Genomic DNA, 19,324 nt, shown 5'->3' with positions numbered 1-19,324 from the left:
TTATTCCGGTCTCAGGAAGGGCTTCTTTGTTGTCGCAAAGTCAAAGTCGCACTTACCTGCCCGCTTTCCAACAAAGAGACGAGTTTTGCTTCTTCCACCGTCAGTCTTGAGGCCTTTTGCATTTCCACCAGGCACTCCATCAAATTTGCATAAGAAGCACTGGGAATTTGCAAACGTACCAGATCATCACTGACAGCGATAGTTTGTACCTTGATGCCACGCCGTCCCAGTACAGCCTCTAATTGCTCACGAGTGACGGGCGCAACAAATTCAGACAAATTGGCGGTCAGACCGGCTTGTTGCTTACTCAGCTCGGTAATTTCTGCCAATTGCTGATTCAGGACAGGCAGTGCAATGTTTAACTGCTTGCGTCCATTCAAAGCAGGTGCCAGGAAAAAACCATAGGTAATTGCGGCAAGAATGAATGCCGCACAAATGAGCAGCATCTTGCGCTCACGCTCTACCCGGGCTTGCCAAAAGAAATTGAACTGCTCTCTAATTGCGCTGAACATCAGTCCTTACCTCCGGTGGAAACACGCAAAGCACCATCTGACGAGGTACTGATTTTCAGGGATTGTTCAGCCAGGGCCGAGCGCAATGCATCCATAGGCACCTGCACATTGGGTTTGATCCTGACGAACAGGGACCGGTCCTTATACTCTATCGACGCCACACCACCAGGTACCCCCACTCTGTCCCATATCTGGGAAAATTGTGCGGCAATCACAGCAAAATCATTAGCGGCAAATTGCCCGGCCGCGCGCTTGGCTATATTGACCTTTTGCTGCATCTGTTTCAATGGGCTATCAGAAATAACTGTCTCTTTGGGATAAGCATTCCTGTACACCTGTAACAAGGCATTTTTCTGGTCTTTTTCTTCGCGCCTCAGGTTGAACCATTCGATATTCAGCGCCAGTAAATTGACAACCACCAAGGCAATCGCCAGGCGCACTGGCCAGCGCCATTTGCTCCAGTCAAAACTGGCCATATGTTCTGCCGCTACACCTGTCATCAGGTCAGGCGTATCAGCATTGATACCGGCCACCCTGTTGACCCAGCTCACGGGCATGACTTCTATCTTGTCTTCCAGACCTTCTGTTTTCAATGCAAGCTGACAAGCTTCAACTGCGGTCGCAGGAACATAAGCAGCAATTTTGGGGCAGGCGCTTAATTGCGACAACATGGAAAGCGCATCGCTCATGCCAGCACTTTCCAGACTCAGGCCCAGGCCATGTTGAGCACCATCGCGCAGGCTCAGTTCGAGCCCATCATCTTTTTCTTCTATCAAGGCTGAGGCCGTTTGGCCCGCAGCATCAAAAGCCAGAGACAGTTGTGCCGGATAGGCAGAAAACTTTTTGCCCGGCCAGTCCTTTACCCGTTTGGCCAAACCTTCCAGCCATGCTTTATCCGTGACAGCAACAATGATTTCGCCATCAACGACATCACCACTGACCAGTACCAGATCAGATGGATCGTTAATCAACTGGTCTTCCAGCAAATTGGGCAATGCCTGCTTCAACTTGGCGGCAGACATAGGTGGCACTTTGGTTTTAAGCAAACTGGTGTCGCTGGCTGCCAGGATAAAAGCAACCTGTTTTGCACCAATCGCCAGCGTTTTCAATTCAGCCAGGCTGGATTGCCCTTGCTGCTGCAAACGTCCCTCTGTCGATATCAAGGCGAAAGCCAGGGGTTGCGCTGACCAATCAGGCCTGTGTTGTGCCGCCACTCTGGAGGGCAAAGAGATATACAGTGTGCTTGCCATTTTTATTTAATTTTCCCGTACCCAAAGCACCGTTGTTGTCATCGCCGTTGATCCTATACTATCGGCACGTTCTATCAATGCGCTGACATCCAGCGCCGAGCGATTCATTTTGACCTTACCATTGACGATAAAATACTTAGTTGCCACGTCCACATCCTTGTCTGTCAATGTTTTCAACCGATCTTCAAAACGCGACTTGAATTCTCCCACCGTACGAAAGTAAGCGCGGTCGCGGCTGGCTATCATGGCTGCGGCATCTCCGACACTGAGGCCATCTATCCTGGCCGCCAGCACTTCGGCAAAGGTCGTATTCACATTAATACTGGTCTTGCCCGGCAACACCGTGACAAAAGCTTTTAGCCTCTCCATCATGTCCGGCGTAAATCCATTAATTGCCAGCAAATCATCTACTTGAGTAAAGCGCAAGAATTGTACTTCAGGTAGCGTGGAATCTGATGGGCTTTTTCCACCGCCAGTTTCAGCAGCCGAAGAACCTGGTGCAGCAATTGCCCGGGACTGTGTCCTGGCCACCATGTCTGCGACCGCTTCTGCCAGTTGCCCATCAAAACGCAAGTTCACCAGCAAGCGGCTGAATACAGCCACCTCACGCTGGTCCACATTGCCATCTGTTGCCAGATTATTCAGGTTATACATAGCTTGCGCGTCAATAACCTGACCTGACAACGTGGCATCGCTATCTTCATTATCTGTCTTGGCATTCTCCACATATTGATCCAGGCGGGTATCTGCCAGTTTGACTGCCCAAGGCTCACCAAGATGATCCACATTGGCAGACTGCTTGCCATCTTCGCGTAAAATCAGTCGCGCCCAATCTATCGCACCACGCAAAATCCATTTCTTTTGCAATTGCATACGCTGGTTTTCTATCGACCTGACCTGCACCTGCTGTTGCCAGAACAGGCTGGCAACAATCGTGATCGCCAGAGTCGTCAGTAGCAAGGCGGTAATGACAGCCACTCCGCGCTGCTGAGGAATATTGCCTGCCCTCATACCGCACCCAGCAAGAATACTTTGGTGACAGGCAACTCGCGGCCAGACAGCTGCACGGCAATTTCCAGACCTGTCAATTTACCGGCTCTGGTAGGAATACCAGGGGCTGCCGGTACAGGATTCGCCCCGGCAGCTTCACTACCGCCTGCACGCCAGCCGTTTTCACCCTCTTTCCAGGTGCGCATCTCAAAGCCTGTGACCTGGGTCTGCAGGGCAATCGCCGGGCTGGTTTCAGTATCCGACAAAGCGTCTTGCCAATCATGTTCCAGTACAGCCAATTCTCGAGTGGGCAGCATTTCGCGCCGGCCAAGCACACCGCCGCGCACGCTATAGACGACGACCTGCAAACGTGAGGGCTGGTTTTCTTCAAACACACTACGCACCAACACCAGCCTGGGGCCTACCGCACTGAATACTTCCCGGCCTGGTAAATTGCTGGCGTCCACCATGTGGGCGCAGTCATTCTCCAACTGAGCAAAAGCCAGCTGTATACCACGCGTTTGCTCCATCTCTGCAGTGAGAGCCACACGAGCGCGGACTATGCTGTCAAGGCCACGCCAACCGAGCACGGCAATAATCGCCAGTATGGTGATCGCCACCAATAGTTCTATGAGAGTAAAACCGGATTGCGATGACTTGCCGGACCGGTTTTGGTGACCTGACTGAAGCTTAAAGTGCATTCGGCACCACCTGGGTCAGCTTGATGATGCGACGCTCAGGGCTATCTGCTTCATACACAAAAACTTCGACTCTTCTGAAAGAGGGGTTGGGAGTGGCAATGACATGCTCTTCACACATCAGGTGTAAATCCCCCTGCGGACAAGCAAAGGTACGTTCGCCGAAGGCTGGCCATTCATGCGCCAGCCGTATTTGCGCCAGACGATTTTCAGCAGACCAGGTCGCCATCATGGAAGCGCGCAAGCTGCTGCTGTTTTGCGTCAGACTGCCAACCGCACGCAAACTGGCGCCCAGGGCAGTACCGACGATGACCAGCGCCACCAGCACTTCCAGCAAGGTAAACCCGGATTGTGAGCGTAACTGTCGCATCTTATTCCACTGAAAAGTGACCAATACCATCTGCCCGTACACTGACACGTTTGTCATTGGACTTAAGAGTGAGCACAAAGGGTTTATCGACGGGCTCGCGGCCAAACAGGATGCGTATGACCGAAGTATCAACCGCCTGCGGTTGCAGGGATAACTCTACTGGCGCAGCCTGAAAAAAACGTTCGCGCAGCATGTCATCCTTGATAGGTGACCAGATTCTGTCTTCCCTGACCAGAAAACGATAACCGTTCTGGTCCACCTCAAAAGCCACGGGTAAATTGCGCACGATGGCTTCATCACGGGCAAGTTGCAAAAGCAGGGAAATGCGCTTGGCATCATTTTCCAGGCGCTGCTGCTCGCCCGGCATGGCGTTAATACTGATGGCACCCAGAATGAGACCAAAAATGACTAACACCACCAATAATTCCAGCAAGGTAAAACCCTGCTGCCCATGCTTCATCTTCATGTGCGCTTCTTATAAATCCCAGGATCCTATATCTGCATCTTCACCGCTGCCACCAGGCTGACCATCGGCACCCAGCGAAAACACATCGACATCGCCCCTGATACCAGGCGAAAGATATTGATATGGTTTGCCCCAGGGGTCATTGCGCAATTTTTCTATGTAGCCACCAGTTGCCCAGGCATTTGCCGCCGGGCCTGATGTCGGCTTCTCTATCAGAGCTTGCAAACCTTGTTCCGTGGTCGGGTAACGCTGGTTATGCAAACGGTACATCTTCAGTGCACCCATGATGGTGGAAATATCCTGTTTGGCTGCAGTCACCCTGGCTTCATGGGTAAAACCTGTCAATCTGGGCACCATAAAGGCACCGAGAATGGCGATGATGGTCACAACCACCATGATTTCGATCAGGGTAAAGCCGCGCTCGGAATTCCGGGCCTTGCCTGCACACAATGGAACTGAAGGAACTGAAAAATTAAGCATGGCGTAATTCTAAAAAATGAAAACTCTAAAAATAAAAAAAATGCGTGGCGCGCATACTATCAGCACGCTGACGCAGTATAAATCCTGAGATTATCCCTGGGGCCACTTTCTGTATCGAATAGTAACAAAAAATGCCTTGAAGACAATATTTAAACACAAAATTGGAAATTAATATGTATGAATTCTGTTGAATTGCATCCCATACTACCACCAGTATGTGTCAACTCAATTTCAAGGGCAGGCTGCGCAAGCGCTTGCCGGTCAGGGTAAATATGGCATTGGCAACTGCCGGGGCGATGGGTGGCACGCCTGGCTCACCTATGCCCTGGGGCGGTTCTGCACTTTTGATAATGACAGTTTCAACCTCAGGTGCCTCGTTAATGCGCAAAACCTGATAGTCGTTAAAGTTGCTCTGCATGACCTTGCCATCCTTGATAGTAATCTCACCATACAAGGCAGCACTCAGGCCAAAGACCACCGCAGACTCCATTTGCTGGGCAATGATGTTGGGATTTACCGCAATACCGCAATCCACAGCGCAAGTTACCTTGTGCACCCGGATTTGCCCGTCCTGCACTGAGACTTCAGCTATTTGTGCCACGATACTGCCAAAAGATTCATGCAACGCCAGGCCATGCGCCCTGCCTTCTGCCGGCTTGCCTGCTTTTTGTACCGCTGCGTCCAGCACAGCAAGATGGCGTGGATGATCTTTCAGCAAACCACGGCGGAATGTCAAACTATCCTGATTTGCTGCATGGGCAATTTCATCGATAAAACTCTCTTTGAAAAAGGCATTATGCGAATGGCCGACTGAGCGCCAGAACCCAAGTGCCACCGGACTAGGTGCAATGACATGCCTGATACGCTGGTGCGGAATTTCATAAGGCATGTCAAACTCACCTTCAGCCGTGGTCTTGTCCGGGCCAGCCCCGGCAAGGCCAAATGTGCGCTTCAAGACTTGATGTGTAATCGAACCTGAAACGGACTTATTGTCGTAAGCCAGCAATTTGCCAACGCTATCCAGCCCCGCTTTGAAGCGTGCCAAAGCCGCTGGCCGGTACATATCATGTGCAGTATCCTCTTCGCGACTCCAGATAAGTTTGACGGGTGCACCCTTGGCTTCCATAGCAATACGCGCCGCTTGTGCGACCATGTCCACCTCGAGCCTGCGACCAAAACCGCCACCCAGATAGGCCATGTGCAAAGTGACATCTTCAGATTTAATCTTGGCGACTTTGGCAGCGACATCTGCAGCAACGCCGGGTACCTGGGTAGAAACCCAGATTTGCAACTTGCCATCCTTGAATTGTGCCGTGCAATTGATGGGCTCCATCGCGGCATGCGCCAGAAACGGTGCGCGGTACTCTGCCTCTAAGGTTTTGGCTACTTCCTTGCCAGTCAGTGCAGTCTCAACGTCCCCAGCCTTGTGATAAGCAAAACCAGATTCGCTATCGAGCTTGCTGGCAAAGTCCTTGAAAATGCCTTCAGTCGAAAGTTGCGCATGCTCACCCGCATCCCAGATGATAGGTAATTTATCCATGGCCTGCCTGGCTTGCCAATAAGACTGAGCGACCACAGCAACACCTGCCACAGCCTCTTCCATGGAAAAATCAATGACCTGCATGACACCCGGCATGGACTTGACTGCAGCAGCATCAAAAGACTTGATACGACCGCCTATCGTCGGGCTTTGTTTGAGGGCGGCATAGACCATGCCTTCTGGTCTGGCATCAATACCATACTGCGCACTGCCATCCCCTTTTGGGACGGCATCAGTACGTGGCTGCGGCTGGCCTATGATTTTGAAATCTTGCGGACGCTTGAGTTGTATCTCACCAGGTTTGCTATTGACCGCACCGGCAGCCAGCTCACCATAGCTGGCACGCTTGCCAGATGAATGGCTTACTACACCATCTTTGGTCCCACATTCTGTAGCGGCTACATTCCATTTTTTTGCTGCTGCGGCAATCAGCATGGCACGGGCCGTAGCACCTGCTTCACGCATGGGTTGCCAGGCATCTTTGACGCTGGATGAGCCACCCGTCATTTGCAAACCCAGTTCGCGGGCGAATTTCAGCGTCACCCATTGAGCGACGCGCTTCACGCTACCATGATCATCCGGATGAAACGGCAAGCCGTCAGCCAGTGCGGCCATGCTGCCATAAATTTTATCTGCGGGCACATACATGGGCTTGACCATGTTCATGGGCACATCCAGCTCTTCGGCCACCAGCATCTGCAAGGCAGTGTGTATGCCCTGCCCCATCTCACTCCTGTGCATGGCAACACTTACGGTGCCATCTTGCGCAATCTTGATCCAGCCATTCATGGCGACTTCGCCATTGAATACTGGCAAGGGCGTACTGGTATTCAAACGCTGACGTGGCGGCATGATGCCCCACCCCACCAATAATGCCCCCGTCAAGCCCAAGCCACCCAGGATGAAGCGGCGGCGTCCTGATTTTTTAAGCTGCGACATGTGCTGTCTCCCTTATTTTTGCCGCCTTTTTACATGGCGTGCTTATGTATTTCGTCTTGGATAACCTTCTGCCAATATCCTGGTCCAGACGATTTCCTTTTGTTCTGCCGTCATGAACACCCACTCTGCCACCTCAGCCACAGTGCGGCCACAGCCACGACAAACATCATCAAATGTTGTTGAGCAAACGGCAACACAAGGTGTATCCGGGCGTTCTTTGTTTTCCATTTTTATTACTGACATATATGTACTCTTGTTCTCAGGAAAATCTTGCCAGAGAGCTTGGCGCTCTTATAATGAAACGAGCGTTCGCATTTTCCCCGGCTAATAGTAAATGTTTTTTTGTTTACTGCGTTGGTGTCTGCACTCTATTTTTCCAGAAATAGAGGGACTTTGTTGACAGCCTACAGGCTTCAGCGGGAAAATTGGCTGCTTTCTGTCTATCCCTCACAAATATAAAGGTACATCATGAAAGTAGCCGTCGTTCTTTCCGGTTGTGGCGTCTTCGATGGCGCTGAAATTCACGAGAGTGTCCTGACCATGCTGGCACTCGTCAGAGCTGGCGCAGAACCAGAATTCCTGGCACCTGATATCCCTCAAGCCCATGTTGTCAATCATCTTAGCGGCCAGGTCGCTGAAGGTGAAAGCCGCAATGTATTGGTAGAGTCTGCCCGTATCGCTCGTGGCAAAATCAAGGACATCGCACTGGCCGATGCCGATGATTATGCCGCAGTATTTTTTCCTGGTGGTTTTGGTGCAGCCAAAAACCTGTCTGACTTTGCCAGCAAAGGGGTTGACTGCCAGATACAGCCTGATGTCTTGCGATTCGCCAAAGCCATCGCCGACGCAGGCAAACCAGCCTGCTATATCTGCATAGCCCCTGCCATGCTGCCACTGGTATATGGCAGCGGCATTGCTGTCACCATAGGCAATGACGAAGGCACAGCTGCTGCTGTCACTGCCATGGGTGGCCAGCACATCAATTGCCCGGTCAAAGAATTTGTCGTCGACAAAGAGAGAAAAGTCGTCAGCACACCCGCATATATGCTGGCGGAAAATATTGCTGAAGCAGCGACAGGGATAGAAGCTGCCGTCAAAGCGACGCTGGCATTAATCTGAAACCCGCAAGCTCCAGGTATCATTTTTAAAACAAGGTCTTCATGACTCAAGATTTTTTTCAATCCCTGATGTTGCTGATACTGGTCACCGACCCGTTTGGCAACGTCCCCATCTTTGTCAGCGCCCTGTCCCATGTCGCACCTGAGCGGCGCTGGCGCGTCGTCGTACGCGAATGCGCGATAGCCTTTGGCCTGCTTTTGCTGTTCATGTTCTTTGGCAAGCACTTCCTGACCGCACTGCAATTGACTGAAGTATCCTTGCGCATAGGTGGCGGAGTGATTCTGTTCCTGATTGCCTTGCGCATGGTCTTCCCGCAGGAAGGTGGTATTTTTGGGGATGTGGAAGATGGTCATGAACCCTTCATCGTTCCACTGGCGATACCAGCGCTGGCTGGACCGTCTGCGCTGGCGACTGTGCTGCTGTTTTCATCTGATAGTCGTCAGGACATGGTGGTGCATCTGGCAGCATTGACTGCCGTTGCCGTGGTCTGGCTGGTAGTATTATTGAGTGCGGAACGCATGCAAAAAGTCCTGGGCATACGTGCCATGACCGCATTTGAGCGCCTGATGGGTCTGATACTTACAGCGATGTCGGTAGAAATGCTGCTGGCGGGGATCAGGGATTATCTGAAAACTTTGAACTGATCAAAGTATGGCTGACCAGGTATTGAGGGCTTGGTCAACCATTTCAAAGTTTTAGTGATTGAAGGTGAAATAGCCCAGCAGGAACAGCGCCAGGGCAATCAGGAATTGTTTAAGCATCTGACGATTCATAGCACCCTTAAATTATTCTAGTTAAATTATCTTGTCTGCGGTCATTTGCGCAATGTCGGCATCACTATAACCCAGTGCACTCAACACTTCCTGATTATGTTGCCCCAGGCGTGGACCCAGCCATTGGGTCTGACCGGGAGTTTCTGACATCTTCGGCGTAATGGCAGGCAGCTTGACTGGTGTGCCATCTTCAAAAGCATGCTGTTCAAACATCTGGCGCGCCAGGAATTGCGGATCGCTCATCATATCGCGTACAGAGTAAATTTTACCTACCGGCACATCGGCAGCCTTGAGTATTTGCAAGGCTGTTTCTATATCACGGCCTGAGCACCATGTTTGAATTGCCGTATCAATTTCTGCCGTGCGCGGGACACGGCCATCATTGCGCACCAGGCCTGGGTCTTGTGCAAGGTCATCCCGGTCTATGGCTTTCATGAGTCTGTGAAAAATCGCATCACCATTACCAGCAATGACAATATTTTCACCCTCTGCCGTAGTGTAAGTATTCGAGGGCACGATGCCCGGCAAGGCACCACCAGTACGTTCACGCACGACGCCGGCATGATCAAATTCTGGCACCAGCGATTCCATCAAGTTGAATACCGACTCATATAAAGCCACATCCACCATTTGCCCCTGACCAGCGACACATGCCTCGCCCTGCTTGCCATTCCAGCGTCCGCCCGTGACATCACGATGGCGCAGCGCCATCATGGCACCAATGACACCATGCAAGGCAGCGACAGAATCCCCTATCGATATGCCTACGCGCACAGGTGGGCGATCAGCATGGCCAGAGACATAACGCAAACCACCCATGGATTCGCCTATGGCACCAAAACCGGGCAGATCTTTCAACGGCCCGGTCTGGCCGTAACCAGACAAACGAACCATGATGGTGGCAGGGTTGATCGTTTTTAAATCTTCAAATCCCAGCTCCCATTTTTCCAGTACACCGGGGCGATAATTTTCTATGATGATGTCGGCATCCAGCGCCAGACGCCTGGCAATCTCACGCGCCTGCTCCTGCTTCATATTCAGAGTGATGCTTTTCTTGTTGCGTGCCTGCACACTCCACCACAGGGAAGTACCATCTTTCAGCACACGCCACTGGCGCAGCGGGTCACCACCATCGGGAGACTCTACCTTGATTACTTCAGCACCAAACTCAGCCAGCATGCGCGAGCAAAATGGCCCCGCAATCAGCGTACCCAATTCCAGAACCTTGATGCCCGCCAAAGGGCCGTGTGCTTTAGCTTGTGACTGCATAAGAGTAAAAATCCGTCCAGATGAGGGTTACAGGATCAGCTCAGACAAAAGTGAGTTTCTTGATTTCCCATGCGATATTGGCGCGCGCCTGCGCATCAAATTGCGCAGCCATGATGGGATGAAAATATAAATGTTCGCGGTCAGCAAAGCGCTTGAGCACTTTTAAGCGCCCCGCTCTGTAAGCTGGCGCTTCCAGCCAGCGAAATTCATTGCGTATGGCCCGGCTATATTGCTGATAAACGTCCTTGGGTGCACCGAGGATAGTCAATGCAATATCTAGAAACAAGGGAATATCAGCCGCACGGTTTTTAAAATCAGCCACTTCATGCCTGGCCGTGGCAAGTATGCATTGCTGCACATGCATGATGACGGTGGGATTGATTTCCATACGCATCATCAATTCACCTGCCAGCTCAGCACTTTTCAGTTCATTATTATTGGCATGGGTGTCATACACCATGTCATGAAACCAGATGGCCAGTGATACGACAGAGAAATTTTGTATGTCCGCCCGCCGCTCTTCAGCATGCTTAAGCATGGACTGGATATGCGAGAGGTTATGAAAACTGCGCTGCGGCTCTGAGTAATGCTTGTCCAGCAAAGTCCAGACTTCCATTGCATGCCTGGAACTCCCGGCCAAGCCCCTAATCAGGTCTGACCATTGCAAGTGCAATTTGCTTTTTTGTTCGGCGGGGATCAGGAACATGATGGCAATATTTAAGTAGTCCGTCTATCCAGCATGGCGCGGGCGATGGTGCCTGCATCCACATATTCGAGTTCACCACCAACTGGCACACCACGGGCCAGGCGGCTGACCCGCAAGCCGCGCGCCTTCAATGTCTCACTGATGTAATGCGCGGTTGCCTCACCTTCATTAGTGAAATTGGTGGCCAGCACCACCTCCTGCACTTTACCGTCGGTGGCCCTGGCGACGAGTTTTTCCAGATGGATGTCTTTCGGGCCTATGCCATCAAGTGGTGAGAGCCGCCCCATGAGGACAAAGTACAGGCCCTTGTAAGTCATGGTCTGCTCTATCATCATCTGGTCTGAGGGCGTTTCCACCACGCATAGCAGACTGGTATCGCGCACTGCATCCAGACAGGTTTCGCAGACTTCGCTCTCGCTGAAGGTATTACAGGATGCGCAATGCTGTATGCGCTCAACCGCATGGGTCAAGGCCATGCCAAGGATGGCGGCGCCTTCCCTGTCATGTTGTAGCAAGTGATAAGCCATGCGCTGAGCAGACTTTGGCCCGACGCCGGGCAAGCGGCGCAGCGCCTCAGACAAGGCTTCCAGACTACCGAGTTTTTTCACACTCAGAATGGCATCTTGAAGCCGGGTGGCAAAGGCATGCCAGCTGTCAGTGCAGACATTTTTTCTTGTGAAGTGGCTTCTGCCTTGCGTACTGCATCATTGAATGCGGCAGCAACCAGGTCTTCCAGCATGTCTTTGTCATCAGCCAGCAAAGACGGATCAATAGTAACGCGCTTGACATCGTTCTTGCAGGTCATGACAACCTTGACCAGACCGGCACCAGCCTGACCTTCTACTTCTACCAGACCCAATTGATCCTGGGCTTTTTTCATATTGTCCTGCATGGCCTGTGCTTGCTTCATCAGACCGGCTAGTTGATTCTTCATCATAAAAATTTCTCCGAAAATAAAAATGGAATATTGGTTAAAAAATGGTCACGTATATTTGCATGTTTGCACGTATTCTTACATACCACCGGTATCAGACCGGCCGTATGCTACCCGTGACGATAGTGGCACCAAATTCGCGCATTAAAGTCTGCACGAAATTGTCGCCTTGTATGGATTTTTCTGCCTGTTGCTGACGCACTTCGCGATCAGCCACAGCCTGTGCGTTGGCAGTATGCTCAACGGCACCGATCTCTGTTTCTACCCGTATGGTTTTTTCAAAACGCTCGGACAGTGCGGCACTGAGTTTCTCAACACTACCAGCAGACAGAAGCGTCGCCAAAGGCAGGCGCAGGCGGAATACATGAGCATTACCATCCTGCTTGCAACTGACCAGTTCACTTTGCTGCGTCATTTGCTGCGCTACGCCGCGTACTGGCAAGCTGGCTGCAAGCGCAGGCCAATGGCCATCCCAGTTCAACTCAGGGACTGGCGCATTCGCTATCAGGCGGTCAGCATTCAGGGTGATCGATTCTCTGGGCTTGATCACTTCTGCAGCAGCTTGCGGTTCCTGATCCGCAGTTGCTGCAGTGTCAGCAAGCACGGCCACTTCAACTGGCGCGACCTGCTCGTGCTGCACAATGGGTGCAGGAGCCATCACTCGTGGTGGCATCGCCGGTTTTGCAGGCTCTGCATCGAAGAACATTTCCTCATCCCAGGGCGGCGGCATATCGTCCATGCCCATGGATTGCATGTCCTGTTCGGCAATCAAAGGTGCGGGTGCAGACACAGACTGGGCAGGCCTGACTACCGGCTGCGCCGATGGCGGCGCTACTTTGACTGACGGTGTTGCAACAGGAGTAACGGGCCTGACCGGAGCTACAGGTGAGACTGGGGCCACAGGGGTCACAGGTGCAATTGCAGCTTTGTCTACTGGCGTAACTTCGGCAGCAGCAGGTTTTCCAGCTGGCGTGCCATTCTTGGTATTTGCGCGTGCCGCAGCCAGGGCTGCCAGTACCGGGCTGACACGTGTGCCAGCCGCAGGTGCGCTGGCGGGTGTCTCGGTATTATCCAGTACAGCCGGTTTCGGCACTTCTGCCGGAGCACGTGCAGGCATCGCTACCTGCACTGTATTTACTACAGGTGCAGCACTAGCAGCACTGCTGGAAGCTGCGGGACTAGAAACAGGGCCTGAACGCGCAGGACTTTGTGCAGATGGCGCATTGTTCACAGTATTAACTGGCAATGCAGGTCGCCCACCGGCCGGTGGTGTACTGGCAGGCGGCTGCGCCAATTGCTCACCACTGACAGGCTTGAAGGCCAGCATACGCAACAGCGTCATGCTGAAGCCTGCATATTCATCAGGTGCCAGTGCGAGTTCGTTACGGCCATGCACGGCAATTTGATAAAACAGTTGCACTTCTTCTTTGGCAAAGCTTTGTGCCAGGCGCAATACCTGTTCACGCTCAGGAATATCCTCTGCCACTGCAGCAGGCACCATTTGCGCCACGGCGATCTGGTGCAGCAAACTGCCCAGGTCTTGCAGCGCAGCTTTGTAAGACAAGCTGCGCGCTGCCATTTCATCGGCAACATCGAGCAAGGCCTTGCCATCCTGGGCCAGCAAGGCATCCAGCAGGCGTATCAGATAAGACTGGTCCAGCGCACCCAGCATGCCTTGCACGGCATCGAGGCTGACTTTACCAGCAGCATAGGCAATTGCCTGGTCAGTCAGCGACAAGGCATCGCGCATGGAGCCATGGGCACCCTGTGCCAGCAAACGCAAAGCAGGCAATTCAAATTCGATTTGCTCTTGCCCCAGGATGTTTTCCAGATGACCAACGATATGGCCAGGCGGCATTTGCTTGAGATTGAATTGCAGGCAGCGTGACAAGACGGTGACCGGGATTTTTTGCGGGTCTGTCGTTGCCAGAATGAATTTGACGTGCTCAGGCGGCTCTTCCAGCGTTTTCAACATGGCGTTGAAAGCGTGGTTGGTCAACATGTGCACCTCGTCTATCATATAGACTTTAAAGCGCGCATTGGACGGGGCATAAATCGCCTGTTCCAGCAGCGAAGCCATTTCATCGACGCCACGGTTAGAGGCGGCATCCATTTCTATATAGTCAACAAAGCGTCCGGCATCAATCGCCGTACAGGCTTCGCAAACACCGCAAGGATGGGCAGTGATGCCGGTCTCGCAGTTAAAGGATTTGGCCAGTATGCGTGACAGCGTCGTCTTGCCGACACCGCGGGTACCGGTAAACAAATAGGCGTGATGCAGCCGCTGCTGCTCTAGCGCATGCGATAAGGCACGGACCACGTGCTCTTGCCCCACCAGAGTTTCAAAACTCTTGGGGCGATATTTTCGGGCGAGGACTTGATAGGACATCCCGCGATTTTACCTTATTCGGGCGCTCTGATCAGTGATTTGCAGATATCCCAACACCAAGTTTTTCATCTGAGCAAGAAATTCAGGCTCTTGCAAGCTTTGTGGGGATAACATCAGGGTCTGGTACAAGACACCGTAGACAGCCGCATGGACTATGGCCGGGCTGGCACTTGGGTAAGCTGCACGGTCTGAGCTTGCCGCAAAAGCAGACTCCCAGATATCAACAACCTGCCCGTACAGCGCACTGTAGGCTTCCATATTAGAAATCTGCCGCTCAAGGAAAATCAGGGCAGACCACTCCTCGGTCTTGTCGGCATGCAAAAGAATGATGCGCTCCAGCAGATCTGTCACGATGTCCTGCAAAGGCTGACCATGTTGCAACTCTACCCAGATGCGCATCTGCGCGCCTATATTCTTCATACGTTCATGGATGCAATGGGCCGCTATCGACTTCTTGCCAGGGAAGTATTCATACAAGGTACCCAGACCGACGCCTGCGACCAGGGCGATATCGCGCATGGTCAGATCGGCATAGCTTTTTTCGACCAAAAGCCGAACAAAGGCATCGAGGATTGCCAATTGTGTCATTTTAGAGCGTTGCTGCACTGGCTTGCGGCGCAATTTCAAAGGGCTGGCAGTCTCGCTCATGGTGTTTCTTGTTTTCTAAGTTCAGGTACTTGGGGGGACGCTAAAAGGCGAACATCTTGATTACTTCATCAGACTACACTATCCACTTAATTACTTCTTTAGAGGCTGTTGCAAAATTAAGCTGGTCAGGCGTTGCCGACGCAGACAGTACTTTAGTACCGGGTCTTAGATCCGGAAGGCACAACAACGCCAGTTTAATTTTTCAACGACCTCGTCGCTTACCCATATCAATGAGGCACATATGCAGTGGCAAACCCATGAAATAAGCAATCAGGTCGCAGACCTGCAAGATTACAATATTTTCACTAGTGATGCCGTTCTAATGACCAGCCTGGCGCAGTATCAGGCTGACTGGTCTCAAAACACGCTGACAGAATCCGGGCAGGAACTGGGCAGCAGCGCTGTGCTGGAAGCTGCTGCGCTGGCCAATACGCATTTGCCCGAGCTACATACCCATGACAGACAAGGCAAGCGCATAGACAGGGTAGATTTCCATCCAAGCTGGCATCAGTTATTGGGAATATTGCGCAAGCAAGGCTTGCATGCCACCCCCTGGAGTCAGCCGCGCATGGGTGCACATGTTGCCCGTGCAGCCGGTTATTTCATGCAATCACAGGTGGAGTCTGGCTCCTTATGCCCCAGCACCATGACTTTTGCCTCCATCCCCGTGCTGCAAAATGAAGTTACCCTGTTTGCTGAGCTCAAAGACAAGTTGTATTCGCTGGAACACGATCCGCGCGACTTGCCGATAGCCCAGAAAAAATCCATCCTGATAGGCATGGGTATGACGGAAAAACAGGGCGGCTCGGATGTGCGCACCAATACCACCAAGGCCGTTGCGCTGGGTGTTGAGGGACGAGGCCAGGCCTACGCACTGACCGGCCACAAATGGTTTTTCTCGGCCCCCATGTGTGATGCCCATCTGGTCCTGGCCAAAACCGAAACCGGCTTGTCATGCTTTTTCGTGCCACGCTGGCGTCCTGATGGCAGCAAGAATGCGATCCTGGTACAAAGGCTGAAAGACAAGCTGGGTAATAAATCCAACTCCAGCAGTGAAGTGGAATTTCAGGATGCCTATGGCGTCATGATAGGCAATGAAGGCCGTGGCATACCAACCATCATAGAAATGGCCAACCTGACCCGGCTTGATTGCGTCATCGGTAGCGCTGGCCTGATGCGACAGGCGCTGGTGCAAGCCATCCATCATGCACGCCACCGCACGGCTTTCGGCAAAAAGCTGGCAGATCAGCCTCTGATGCGCAATGTACTGGCTGACCTGGCACTGGAAAGTGAAGCAGCAACCCGCCTCATGCTGCACCTGGCAGCGGCACTGGATGCACCAGATGACGCCTTGCGACGCGCCTGGAAACGCATCATGACGCCTGCTGCAAAATTCTGGATATGCAAGCGTGCACTGGAATTTACCGGTGAATGCATGGAAGTCTGGGGTGGTAATGGCTATGTTGAGACGGGCCCCATGGCGAGGTTATACCGCGAAGCACCCGTCAACTCCATCTGGGAGGGCTCAGGCAATGTCATGTGCCTGGACGTCTTGCGCGCCATGGAAAGAGACCCGGAAGGCTTGCAATTGCTGTTGCAATTATGGAGCAATTCAGCATCTGACCAAGTCAGGAAAATGGTGCAGGAATTACAGCCAGACCTGGCACCAACAGAATTCAGGGAAATGAATGCCCGCCGCATTACCCAGAAATTGGTACTGACGGCACAGGCTTTTCTGATGGCTGAATATGCCGAAGAAGATATCGCTCTCGCCTTTATGCAAAGCCGTGCAGATGCTGAATGTGGTCGTGTATATGGAAGCTTGCATGGACAGGCAACGAACACTTTGCTGGAGCGTATTATCACCCGCTCATTCATTTACTAAAAAAATCAAATTACCTGCAGGCCGCCAGACATTACTCAGTTTGTGCGGTCTGCTTCGGCTCCCTTGTTTTTTCCCTCTCCAGGAAAAGACGATCCCGGCTACGCAACTCTTCCCTGAGCGCGGCCACTTCTCTACTCAAGTGGCGTATATCAGCATGCAATTGCTTTTCCAAATTTGCCTCTTCTTCCTCCACAAACAAGGCGGCAATATTGGCCGTTACGATGGAAAACATGGCATAACCAAGCAAAACGATGAAGACGGCAAATATCTTGGACGCGGGTGTAGATGGAACGATGTCCCCATAACCCACTGTGGCTATCGTCGTAAAAGCCAGCCAGACACCATTTGCATAGCTATGCACATTGGGTTCCAGCCAGTAAAACCCGGCACCTGCAGAACTTAGCATCAGCAAGGCCAGCACTATCATCTGCACCAGATGACTGGGTTTCATGTGCTGTAAAACCAGGGTGGCAAGACGCAGCAGAATGACTGCTACAAGCGCCAGGCGCAGCAGCCATTCCAGCGTACCCCACGCCTCTCCGGCAAAAATGACGCTCAGCAGGCAACCAGCGATAATCACGCCATCCAGTGCCAGCTTGCCACTACGCCTTTTTTGACTCCTGTTCTTTTGCCATTGCAGGCCAGTATCAACCAGCATTAACAATGCTGACGCCGCATACAGGCTGCGCCCTGCCAGCTCAGTCATGTCAGTAGTACCACCCAGCACCAGATAAAATGCCGGAATGGTCAACAGCAGACCCGCCAATAACAAGGGACGGGTAAACCAGGTCCAGAAGCGTTGGGTCACTGGAAATTTCATTGTATTTTCACCAAAAATCTCATCAAGACGAACACGCGACAGCATCTGTGGAGCCTGAATCCTGCTTTATCGCTTTTTGGCAATCATCAATGGAAAAAATTGAGCGCATCTTGCGATGGCGCAAGTTTTATAGAAAATCGAAGAATAAGCGGAAGAAATTGCGGTAAAAAAAAAATCAGGCAGGCAAGTAAAGCCATGCCATAAAATAAAAGCCGCTTGCCTTAAAGGCAAAGCGGCTTTTATGGTTTGACAAGCAGCTTGGAATGCTGCGATTTTAGAAAGCAGCGATTCCAGTCTGAGCACGGCCCAGTATCAGCGCGTGGATATCGTGCGTACCTTCATAGGTATTGACGACTTCCAGGTTCACCAGATGACGGGCAATGCCAAACTCATCAGAAATACCATTACCACCCAGCATATCGCGCGCAGTGCGGGCGATATCCAGGGACTTGCCGCAAGAATTACGCTTCATGATGGACGTGATTTCAACTGCTGCCGTACCTTCATCCTTCATGCGGCCCAGACGCAAACAACCTTGCAACGCCAGCGTGATTTCTGTCTGCATGTCAGCCAGTTTTTTCTGTACCAGCTGATTTGCTGCCAGTGGGCGGCCAAATTGCAGGCGGTCCATGGTGTATTGGCGTGCCGTATGCCAGCAGAATTCTGCCGCACCCAAAGCACCCCAGGCGATACCGTAACGGGCAGAGTTCAGGCAAGTGAACGGGCCTTTCAGGCCTTCTACATTCGGCATCAGGTTTTCTTCCGGCACGAATACTTCATCCATGACGATTTCACCAGTGATGGAAGCACGCAGGCCTACCTTGCCATGAATGGCCGGCGCTGTCAGGCCTTTCCAGCCTTTTTCCAGAATAAAGCCACGGATACGGCCATCATCTGTTTTTGCCCAAACCACAAAGACATCAGCAATAGGACTATTGGTGATCCACATCTTCGCGCCATTGAGGGAATAACCACCTGGCACAGTTTTGGCACGGGTCACCATGCTGCCTGGGTCAGAACCATGGTTAGGTTCAGTCAGGCCAAAGCAGCCTATCCATTCGCCAGTTGCCAGCTTGGGCAGGTATTTTTGTTTTTGTGCTTCGCTACCAAATTCATTGATAGGCACCATGACCAGTGAGCTTTGTACGCTCATCATGGAACGGTAACCAGAATCAACGCGCTCCACTTCACGCGCCACCAGGCCATAGCAGACATAGTTCAAACCAGCGCCGCCGTATTGCGTAGGAATCATGGAACCCAGCAAACCAAGCTCACCCATCTCACGGAAAATGGCTGGATCAGTTTTTTCATGACGGAAAGCTTCCAGTACCCGCGGTGTCAGCTTTTCTTCGCAATAGACACGTGCGGCATCCTGCACCATGCGTTCTTCATCGCTGAGTTGCGAGGACAATAACAAGGGATCTTCCCAACTAAATACAGCCTTGGCCATTTGTTTCTCCTGATTTGAATATGTACCGTTATATATTTATTTACATGCCACTTTTCTACATTAAGAAGTGACATGTCTGGTTTTAT

The 19,324-nt window shown here is 52.0% G+C and carries 20 protein-coding genes; 3 read left to right on the top strand and 17 right to left on the bottom strand.

What is annotated here, in order from left to right; genetic code table 11:
- Positions 1–11: 11 nt before the first annotated feature.
- The 9 genes from AC3WQT_RS19290 to AC3WQT_RS19250 form a co-directional block, all read right to left on the bottom strand.
- Positions 12–512, bottom strand: coding sequence for a type II secretion system protein M (locus AC3WQT_RS19290; RefSeq protein WP_492706140.1), 501 nt, complete (start codon positions 510–512; stop codon positions 12–14).
- Positions 512–1,762: a type II secretion system protein GspL gene (gspL, locus tag AC3WQT_RS19285; RefSeq protein ID WP_492706138.1), complete on the bottom strand. Its 1,251-nt coding sequence runs from the start codon at positions 1,760–1,762 to the stop codon at positions 512–514. The genes AC3WQT_RS19290 and gspL overlap by 1 nt, the downstream gene beginning before the upstream one ends.
- A gap of 6 nt (positions 1,763–1,768) precedes the next feature.
- A complete protein-coding gene (gene gspK / locus AC3WQT_RS19280) occupies positions 1,769–2,740 on the bottom strand; it encodes a type II secretion system minor pseudopilin GspK (protein WP_492706136.1) in 972 nt (323 codons plus the stop codon).
- Positions 2,741–2,769: 29 nt separating this feature from the next.
- On the bottom strand, positions 2,770–3,453 hold the full coding sequence (locus AC3WQT_RS19275) for a PulJ/GspJ family protein (protein ID WP_492706134.1): 684 nt from the start codon (positions 3,451–3,453) through the stop codon (positions 2,770–2,772).
- Positions 3,443–3,820 (bottom strand): type II secretion system minor pseudopilin GspI, encoded by a 378-nt coding sequence (gspI, locus tag AC3WQT_RS19270; RefSeq protein WP_492706132.1) that lies wholly within the window; start codon positions 3,818–3,820, stop codon positions 3,443–3,445. The genes AC3WQT_RS19275 and gspI overlap by 11 nt, the downstream gene beginning before the upstream one ends.
- A 1-nt stretch (position 3,821) precedes the next feature.
- Positions 3,822–4,286 carry a type II secretion system minor pseudopilin GspH gene (gspH, locus tag AC3WQT_RS19265; protein ID WP_492706130.1) on the bottom strand — a complete coding sequence of 155 codons (465 nt, stop codon included), beginning with the start codon at positions 4,284–4,286 and terminating at the stop codon, positions 3,822–3,824.
- A 9-nt stretch (positions 4,287–4,295) separates the two neighbouring features.
- Positions 4,296–4,766: a type II secretion system major pseudopilin GspG gene (gene gspG, locus AC3WQT_RS19260; protein WP_492706128.1), complete on the bottom strand. Its 471-nt coding sequence runs from the start codon at positions 4,764–4,766 to the stop codon at positions 4,296–4,298.
- Between the two features lie 220 nt (positions 4,767–4,986).
- Positions 4,987–7,245, bottom strand: coding sequence for a xanthine dehydrogenase family protein molybdopterin-binding subunit (locus AC3WQT_RS19255; protein ID WP_492706126.1), 2,259 nt, complete (start codon positions 7,243–7,245; stop codon positions 4,987–4,989).
- Between the two features lie 42 nt (positions 7,246–7,287).
- On the bottom strand, positions 7,288–7,488 hold the full coding sequence (locus tag AC3WQT_RS19250) for a DUF1289 domain-containing protein (protein WP_492706123.1): 201 nt from the start codon (positions 7,486–7,488) through the stop codon (positions 7,288–7,290).
- Positions 7,489–7,713: 225 nt separating this feature from the next.
- On the opposite strand from AC3WQT_RS19250, the gene elbB reads away from it, so the two are divergent.
- Positions 7,714–8,364, top strand: coding sequence for an isoprenoid biosynthesis glyoxalase ElbB (elbB, locus tag AC3WQT_RS19245; RefSeq protein WP_492706121.1), 651 nt, complete (start codon positions 7,714–7,716; stop codon positions 8,362–8,364).
- A gap of 41 nt (positions 8,365–8,405) precedes the next feature.
- Entirely contained in the window at positions 8,406–9,008 is a 603-nt protein-coding gene (locus tag AC3WQT_RS19240; protein WP_492706119.1) for a MarC family protein, read from the top strand.
- 150 nt (positions 9,009–9,158) lie between these two features.
- Here the strand turns inward: AC3WQT_RS19240 and AC3WQT_RS19235 are convergent, their stop codons facing one another.
- The 6 genes from AC3WQT_RS19235 to AC3WQT_RS19210 all read right to left on the bottom strand — a co-directional run bounded on the left by AC3WQT_RS19235 (position 9,159) and on the right by AC3WQT_RS19210 (position 15,083).
- Positions 9,159–10,406 (bottom strand): CaiB/BaiF CoA transferase family protein, encoded by a 1,248-nt coding sequence (locus tag AC3WQT_RS19235; protein WP_492706117.1) that lies wholly within the window; start codon positions 10,404–10,406, stop codon positions 9,159–9,161.
- A gap of 40 nt (positions 10,407–10,446) precedes the next feature.
- Positions 10,447–11,022 (bottom strand): HD domain-containing protein, encoded by a 576-nt coding sequence (locus AC3WQT_RS19230; RefSeq protein ID WP_492706115.1) that lies wholly within the window; start codon positions 11,020–11,022, stop codon positions 10,447–10,449.
- 101 nt (positions 11,023–11,123) lie between these two features.
- Entirely contained in the window at positions 11,124–11,720 is a 597-nt protein-coding gene (gene recR / locus AC3WQT_RS19225) for a recombination mediator RecR (RefSeq protein ID WP_492706113.1), read from the bottom strand.
- 2 nt (positions 11,721–11,722) lie between these two features.
- Positions 11,723–12,049, bottom strand: coding sequence for a YbaB/EbfC family nucleoid-associated protein (locus AC3WQT_RS19220; RefSeq protein ID WP_423011043.1), 327 nt, complete (start codon positions 12,047–12,049; stop codon positions 11,723–11,725).
- A gap of 91 nt (positions 12,050–12,140) precedes the next feature.
- Complete coding sequence (locus AC3WQT_RS19215; RefSeq protein WP_492706111.1) at positions 12,141–14,435, bottom strand: DNA polymerase III subunit gamma/tau; 2,295 nt, start codon at positions 14,433–14,435, stop codon at positions 12,141–12,143.
- A gap of 9 nt (positions 14,436–14,444) precedes the next feature.
- Positions 14,445–15,083, bottom strand: a complete 639-nt coding sequence (locus tag AC3WQT_RS19210) for a TetR/AcrR family transcriptional regulator (RefSeq protein ID WP_492706109.1) — start codon at positions 15,081–15,083, stop codon at positions 14,445–14,447.
- A 241-nt stretch (positions 15,084–15,324) separates the two neighbouring features.
- On the opposite strand from AC3WQT_RS19210, the gene AC3WQT_RS19205 reads away from it, so the two are divergent.
- The gene (locus tag AC3WQT_RS19205; RefSeq protein ID WP_492706107.1) at positions 15,325–16,968 is read left to right on the top strand and encodes an isovaleryl-CoA dehydrogenase; all 1,644 of its coding nucleotides are present in this window, start codon (positions 15,325–15,327) and stop codon (positions 16,966–16,968) included.
- A 31-nt stretch (positions 16,969–16,999) separates the two neighbouring features.
- Here the strand turns inward: AC3WQT_RS19205 and AC3WQT_RS19200 are convergent, their stop codons facing one another.
- Complete coding sequence (locus AC3WQT_RS19200) at positions 17,000–17,788, bottom strand: potassium channel family protein (protein ID WP_492706105.1); 789 nt, start codon at positions 17,786–17,788, stop codon at positions 17,000–17,002.
- A gap of 274 nt (positions 17,789–18,062) precedes the next feature.
- Complete coding sequence (locus AC3WQT_RS19195) at positions 18,063–19,238, bottom strand: acyl-CoA dehydrogenase (RefSeq protein ID WP_492706103.1); 1,176 nt, start codon at positions 19,236–19,238, stop codon at positions 18,063–18,065.
- Positions 19,239–19,324: the final 86 nt, after the last annotated feature.

Source organism: Undibacterium sp. FW305-107 (assembly GCF_058788535.1).
Note: the sequence above shows the minus strand (reverse complement) of the source record. Positions and strands in the feature narration are given on the sequence as shown.